General features: G+C 31.9%; 7 protein-coding genes and 1 other annotated feature (1 of these 8 only partly in view). All 7 genes read right to left on the bottom strand.

The window, feature by feature from the left end; translation table 11 throughout:
* A partial coding sequence (locus INR60_RS16945) for a GTP-binding protein (RefSeq protein ID WP_238480468.1) occupies positions 1–172 on the bottom strand: 172 nt, incomplete at its 3' end.
* A gap of 214 nt (positions 173–386) precedes the next feature.
* Positions 387–1,028, bottom strand: a complete 642-nt coding sequence (gene sigH / locus INR60_RS16940; RefSeq protein WP_420797500.1) for an RNA polymerase sporulation sigma factor SigH — start codon at positions 1,026–1,028, stop codon at positions 387–389.
* A gap of 32 nt (positions 1,029–1,060) precedes the next feature.
* Positions 1,061–1,570, bottom strand: a complete 510-nt coding sequence (locus INR60_RS16935) for an NYN domain-containing protein (protein WP_194192670.1) — start codon at positions 1,568–1,570, stop codon at positions 1,061–1,063.
* Positions 1,571–1,585: 15 nt separating this feature from the next.
* Positions 1,586–2,455: a 23S rRNA (guanosine(2251)-2'-O)-methyltransferase RlmB gene (gene rlmB / locus INR60_RS16930; RefSeq protein WP_194192669.1), complete on the bottom strand. Its 870-nt coding sequence runs from the start codon at positions 2,453–2,455 to the stop codon at positions 1,586–1,588.
* A 30-nt stretch (positions 2,456–2,485) separates the two neighbouring features.
* The gene (locus INR60_RS16925) at positions 2,486–2,902 is read right to left on the bottom strand and encodes a Mini-ribonuclease 3 (protein WP_194192668.1); all 417 of its coding nucleotides are present in this window, start codon (positions 2,900–2,902) and stop codon (positions 2,486–2,488) included.
* Positions 2,903–2,954: 52 nt separating this feature from the next.
* Positions 2,955–4,358 carry a cysteine--tRNA ligase gene (gene cysS / locus INR60_RS16920; protein ID WP_194192667.1) on the bottom strand — a complete coding sequence of 468 codons (1,404 nt, stop codon included), beginning with the start codon at positions 4,356–4,358 and terminating at the stop codon, positions 2,955–2,957.
* Between the two features lie 15 nt (positions 4,359–4,373).
* On the bottom strand, positions 4,374–6,089 hold the full coding sequence (locus tag INR60_RS16915) for a proline--tRNA ligase (RefSeq protein WP_194192666.1): 1,716 nt from the start codon (positions 6,087–6,089) through the stop codon (positions 4,374–4,376).
* Between the two features lie 127 nt (positions 6,090–6,216).
* Positions 6,217–6,224, bottom strand: a binding site (T-box leader); it runs 179 nt beyond the window's last position.

Raw genomic sequence — 6,224 nt, 5'->3', positions numbered from 1 at the left:
CTTTTTCTTCTGGAGCTTTATCGATTTCGTCATATTTGAATGACTCAGCGAATCCTCTGTTTGCTAAAACAGTTGTTATAGCAGCTGTTAATGTAGTTTTACCGTGGTCAACGTGACCGATAGTTCCAATATTTACGTGTGGTTTACTTCTTTCAAATTTTGCTTTTGACATTGTAAAATCCTCCTTCATTTCCTAATAAACTTTGCCTAGCGTGTTATATAACTAAATCGCTGGAGCTCACGACCGGAATCGAACCGATGCCTCCACTAAATTTTTAGCGTTGCTCTACCAACTGAGCTACATGGGCACTCTATTTGGTTTATTTTTTAAATATACCAATTATAAAGTTTACTATCATTTTTTTGCTTTGTCAATATCTATTTAATCACTTTAAATCTAGTGATTTTTCAAGTTTTCTTTTAACTCTTTGAAGTGCGTTATCAATTGATTTTGCTTGCCTATCTAAATCACAAGCAATCTCTTGATATGATTTACCATCTAAATAAGAATTTAATACCTTAAGTTCTAACTTAGATAGCACTTTTTGCATTTCTGATTCTATTCTCTTTAGTTCCTCTTGACTTATTATAAGTTCTTCTGGATCTGTAATTTTAAGACCAGCTAAAACATCCAAGAGCGTTCTTTCTGATTCCTCTTCATATATAGGTTTATTAAGTGAAATATATGTATTTAGAGGTATGTGTTTTTGTCTTGTTGCTGTTTTTATAGCTGTAATTATCTGTCTTGTTACACAAAGCTCAGCAAACGCCCTAAATGATGTTAGTTTTTCAGGATTAAAATCTCTTATAGCTTTATATAATCCTATCATTCCTTCTTGATATATATCTTCTTTGTCTGCTCCTATCAAAAAGTAAGATTTAGCCTTCGATTTAACAAATAATTCGTATTTATTTATAAGAAATTCCTGCGCTCTTTTATTACCACTTTTGGCTTCTACAACTATTTCTTCATCTGTCTTTTTGTCTAAATCTATGAACTTATTCATAGAGCACCCACTATTCTCCATACTCCCCCTCCGAACTTAAAGCCTTAATCTATCTAGCTCTTTCTCATTTCTTCTAGTTTTTTTAAAACATCACCATCTAAATTATCCCATACATTATTTTTGGTTGATGCCTTTATCTTATTCGTTTTTTCCGTTATTTTATCTTCTGCTTTCATAACATCACTATAAAATTCTAGTGATGATATCCTAGTTGCGCCCCTTTGGAAGATTGTTTGTTGTTCTAAAGAATCTGATGTTACTACGTAAACTTCAAATCTCCTACCTATAGAGTGGACTTTCTTTTCAATGTAAGCATCAGCTGTTTCGCCGTCTTTAGTAAAGATAACCGCTAAATTTTCTGAGCATTTTTCTTCTTTTTCTATGCTACCTTGAACTTTATGTGCATCAAAAACTAAATTGACTAAACAATTATTATAGCTACTGAAATTGTGTAATTTGTCTATTAAATTTTGTCTTGCGCCTTCAAAACTAACATCTTTATCTTCTTTTAGATCTGGCCAACTATTTATTACATTATATCCATCTACATAATAAATCTTCACGCTTTTTTACCTCTTCTATTTTAGTCTACCTTTTAAGACCTCATACATCATTATACCACCAGCTACTGACGCATTTAAAGAATTTATCTTACCAATCATAGGAATTTTAACTAATTTGTCACATTTTTTTAAAGTTAATTTTGATATTCCTCTTCCTTCACTTCCTATAACTAGTGCACATGGACCATTAAAATTCACTTCATAACTGTATTCTGTTCCTTCTATATCAGCTCCATATACCCAAATGCCTTCTTCTTTTAATTCATCTATAGTACTGTTTATATTTGTAACTTTTGCAATTTTTACATGGTTAACTGCTCCAACTGATGATTTATATACTGTTGGTGTTACTCCTACATTTCTTCTCTTAGGTATTATTATACCATGAACTCCACAAGTTTCAGCAGTTCTTATTATAGAACCTAAATTATGAGGGTCTTCTAGTTCATCTAAAATAATTATAAATGGATCTTCACCTTTATTTTTCGCAACTTCTATTATATCCTTAACAGCACAGTACTTGTAAGGTGTAATTTTTGCTATTATTCCTTGGTGAACTGCGCCTTCTGACATAGAGTCTAACTTTTTCTTATCTACTTCTTTTATAACAATCTTTTTCTCTTTAGCAAGGCCTATAATAACGTTTATTGAACCTTCCCTGTGTCCTTTTGCTATATATAGCGCTTCAATTGTTTTATTTCCTTTAACAGCTTCCATAGCTGCATTTCTACCTATTAAGATATCTTCTCTAGTTGACTCTATAAACTCTTCGCTTCTTCTAGGTTTTCTTTCTTCTCTTCTAGGCTTTCTCTCTTCTCTTTTAGGTTGTCTTTCTTCTCTTTTAGGCTTTTTAGTTTCTTTTATATTTTTTTGGTTTTTTGCCATTTTTTCTTTCTCCTATCTAACTTTTAGAAATTACTTAGAACAAATCTCTACACTTCTGTTAAATATATATTCTAACCTCTCTACATTTCCTGTCAAATATAAATATCCAACTAACGCTTCAAATCCAGTTGCCATTCTATAATCTCTAACATCTGCATTTTTAGGAACTGTAGCTGATTTAGTATTTCTTCCTCTTTTATATATGTGTAGTTCTTCCTCTGTTAATTCACTTTTTAACTCATGCATTATAAGCGCTTGACTTTTTGCTTTTACAAAAGTTATAGCTGCTTTGTGCATTTTGTGTACTGAAAGTCCACTATTATTTGAAATTATATAATTTCTTATAAATACTTCATAAGCACCGTCACCTACTAATGCTAACTGAAGTGGATTTAATAGTCTAGCTTCATCTTTAGAAAATTCCTTTACTCTTAAATCATTTAACATTTTATTTCTCCTTTAAATAAAGGCTGCAATATATGCAGCCTTATATTTTTACTTAGTTAACCTTTTTCCATCTAACACCTTGTGGTGTGTCTTCAAGAACTATTCCTCTATCTTTTAACTCATCTCTTATCTTATCTGATAAAGCAAAATCTTTATTTTTTCTAGCTTCTTGTCTTTCTTCTATTAATCTTTCAACTTCCTCTGCAAGTGCTGCGTCTTTAGTTGATTTTTGGAACATTCCAAGAGGTGCTCCAAGTTCTCTAATTAAAGATAACGCTTCTTTTGCAAGTTCTTTTGATGAATCTATAGTTATGTTTGTGTTAGTATCTTTTATTAAATCAAATATAGCAGTTATTGCATCTGCTGTGTTGAAATCATCATCCATTTTTTCAATGTATTTTTGTCTGTATTTATCTAAGCTATTTAAATATGCTTTTTCTTCTTCATTCATCTCTTCTCTTGAAACTTCATCTATTAAATTTTCAAGATTTCCTATAGCGTTATAGATTCTTTCAACTGATGATCTTGCTGAATCTAATAAATCTTTGCTGTAGTTAAGTTGGACTCTATAGTGACATGATAACATTAAAAATCTTATAACATCTGCATCATATTCTTTTAAAACATCTCTTGCTGTAAAGAAGTTATTTAGTGATTTAGACATTTTTTGATTGTTAACATTAACGTATGCTGAATGTAGCCAATAATGAGCAAAAGGTTCTCCTGTTAAGGCTTCACTTTGTGCTATCTCGTTTTCGTGGTGTGGGAATGCTAAGTCCATTCCACCTGCGTGGATATCTATTGTATCACCTAAAAGGTTTTTAGCCATGCATGAGCACTCTATATGCCATCCTGGTCTTCCTTCACCCCAAGGGCACTTCCAAGCAGGTTCTCCTTCTTTTTTTGCCTTCCAGATAGCAAAATCCATAGGGTCTTGCTTTCTTTCATCAACATTTATTCTAGCTCCAGCTTGTAAATCTTCTATGTTTTGCCCTGATAATTTACCGTAGCCTTCGAATTTTTTAGTGCTAAAGTAAACATCACCATCTACTTCATATGCATACCCTTTATCTATTAAGTCTTTTACGAATTTTATTATTTGACCTATAAATTCTGTAGCTCTAGGGTTAGTTGTAGCTCTTTCAATGTTTAATGCATCAGCATCAGTATAGTATTCTTTTATATACTTATCTCCAACATTTTTAACTGTTATTCCTTCTTCGTTTGCTCTCTTTATCATCTTATCGTCTATATCTGTAAAGTTTTGAACGAAGTTTACTTTGTATCCTCTATATTCAAAATATCTTCTTATTGTATCAAATACTATAAAAGTTCTTCCGTTTCCTATATGGAAAAAGTTATAAACTGTAGGTCCACAAACATACATCTTAACTTCTCCTTTAGTTATAGGGATAAATTCTTCTTTTTTTCTAGTTAATGTGTTATAAAGCTTCATTACTATTCCTCCTAACTATTTAAGTTTTAGGTTGTTTTTTTCAAACTCAGCTCTTACTTTATCTAAAACTTCTTCTATTTTTATTGTTTCGTTGTCTCCGCCAGTTCTTAATTTAAATTCAACTTCTCCGTCTCCAATTTTCTTACCTACTGTAACTCTCATAGGAATTCCCATAAGTTCTGAATCTTTAAATTTAACTCCAGCTCTTTCTTTTCTATCATCAAGTAAAGCATCTACTCCCATAGCTATAAGCCCTTCATAAAGCTCTGTAGCTATTCTCATTTGCTCTTCATCTTTAGAGTTAACTGGTATAACTGATACGTGGTATGGAGCTACTGAAAGTGGCCATACTATACCAAACTCATCATGGTGTTGTTCTACTATTGATGCAACTGTTCTAGTAACACCTATTCCGTAGCATCCCATTATAAATGGTTTTTCTTTTCCGTCTTCTCCTATGAATCTTGCGTTCATAGCTTCTGAGTACTTAGTTCCAAGTTTAAAGATGTGTCCAACTTCAGTTCCTCTTGCTATAGTAACTTTTCCTCCACATCTTGGGCAAACTTCACCTTCTTCTATGTTTCTGAAATCTCCAACTGTTCCTTCAAAATCTCTTCCGTAGTTAACATTTTTTAAGTGGTATCCTGTCTCGTTAGCACCTACAACCATGTTATACATATTTTTAACTTCTGCATCAACTAATATTAAATCAGCTTTTAGACCTACAGGACCTGCAAATCCAGTTTCTGAATTAGTAGCTTCAAATACCATTTCGTGAGTTGCTAATTCTATATCAGTAGAAGCGTTTGAAGCGTTAGCTACTTTTACTTCGTTAACTTCTCTATCTCCTCTTACTAATACAGCAACAGTTTTTCCATCTACATTATATAATAGAGTTTTAACTGTTTTTTTGCTATCAACATTTAAGAAGCTTGAAACTTCTTCTATAGTTCTGCTATTTGGAGTTTCGATTTTTTCCATATCTAATAATGCTTCTTCTTCACATTTATCTCCTACAGTTTCAGCTTTCTCTATGTTTGCTGCGTAATCACAACTTGTGCAGAAAACTATATCATCTTCTCCAACTTCTGATTTAACCATAAATTCAGCTGAGTTTGAACCTCCGATTGCACCTGAATCTGCTTCAACGCATTTAGCATCTAGCCCACATCTATTGAATATTCTTACGTATGCATCGTGCATATCGTTAAATGACTTATCTAATCCTTCTTGATCTTTATCAAAGCTATAAGCATCTTTCATTATGAATTCTCTAGATCTCATAACTCCAAATCTTGGTCTTCTTTCATCTCTGTATTTAGTTTGAATTTGATAAAGATTTACTGGTAACTGTTTGTATGATTTTATTTCATTTCTAGCTATATCAGTAAATACTTCTTCGTGAGTAGGTCCTAAGCAAAATTGTCTAGAGTTTCTATCTGTTACTCTAAACATTTCTGGTCCGTATGCATCCCATCTTCCTGATTCTTGCCATAATTCTGCAGGTATAACAGCTGAAGCTAAGAATTCTTGAGCACCTGAGTTATTCATTTCTTCTCTTACTATATTTTCTACATTATTTAAAACTTTTACTCCTAAAGGTAAATGTGCATATATCCCTGATGCAACCTTTCTAATCATTCCTGATCTTAGCATTAACTTATGACTTGCTATTTCTGCTTCTGCTGGTACTTCTCTTAAAGTCGCAACTAGCATTTTTGACATTTTCATAATTCTACCTCCTAATATATTAACTTTTATTTTTTTAATTTAATAAAAGGTGTACTTAATTACTCCTTTTAACTTTAATAGATTAAATTTAAATAAATATGAATATAAAAAAGCCACCCTATTTATAAAATAGGG

The organism is Clostridium chrysemydis (genome assembly GCF_015234215.1).
GTDB classification, from domain to species: domain Bacteria; phylum Bacillota; class Clostridia; order Clostridiales; family Clostridiaceae; genus Clostridium; species Clostridium chrysemydis.
The sequence above is the reverse complement of the archived record's forward strand: the minus strand, read 5'-3'. Positions and strand labels throughout refer to the sequence as shown.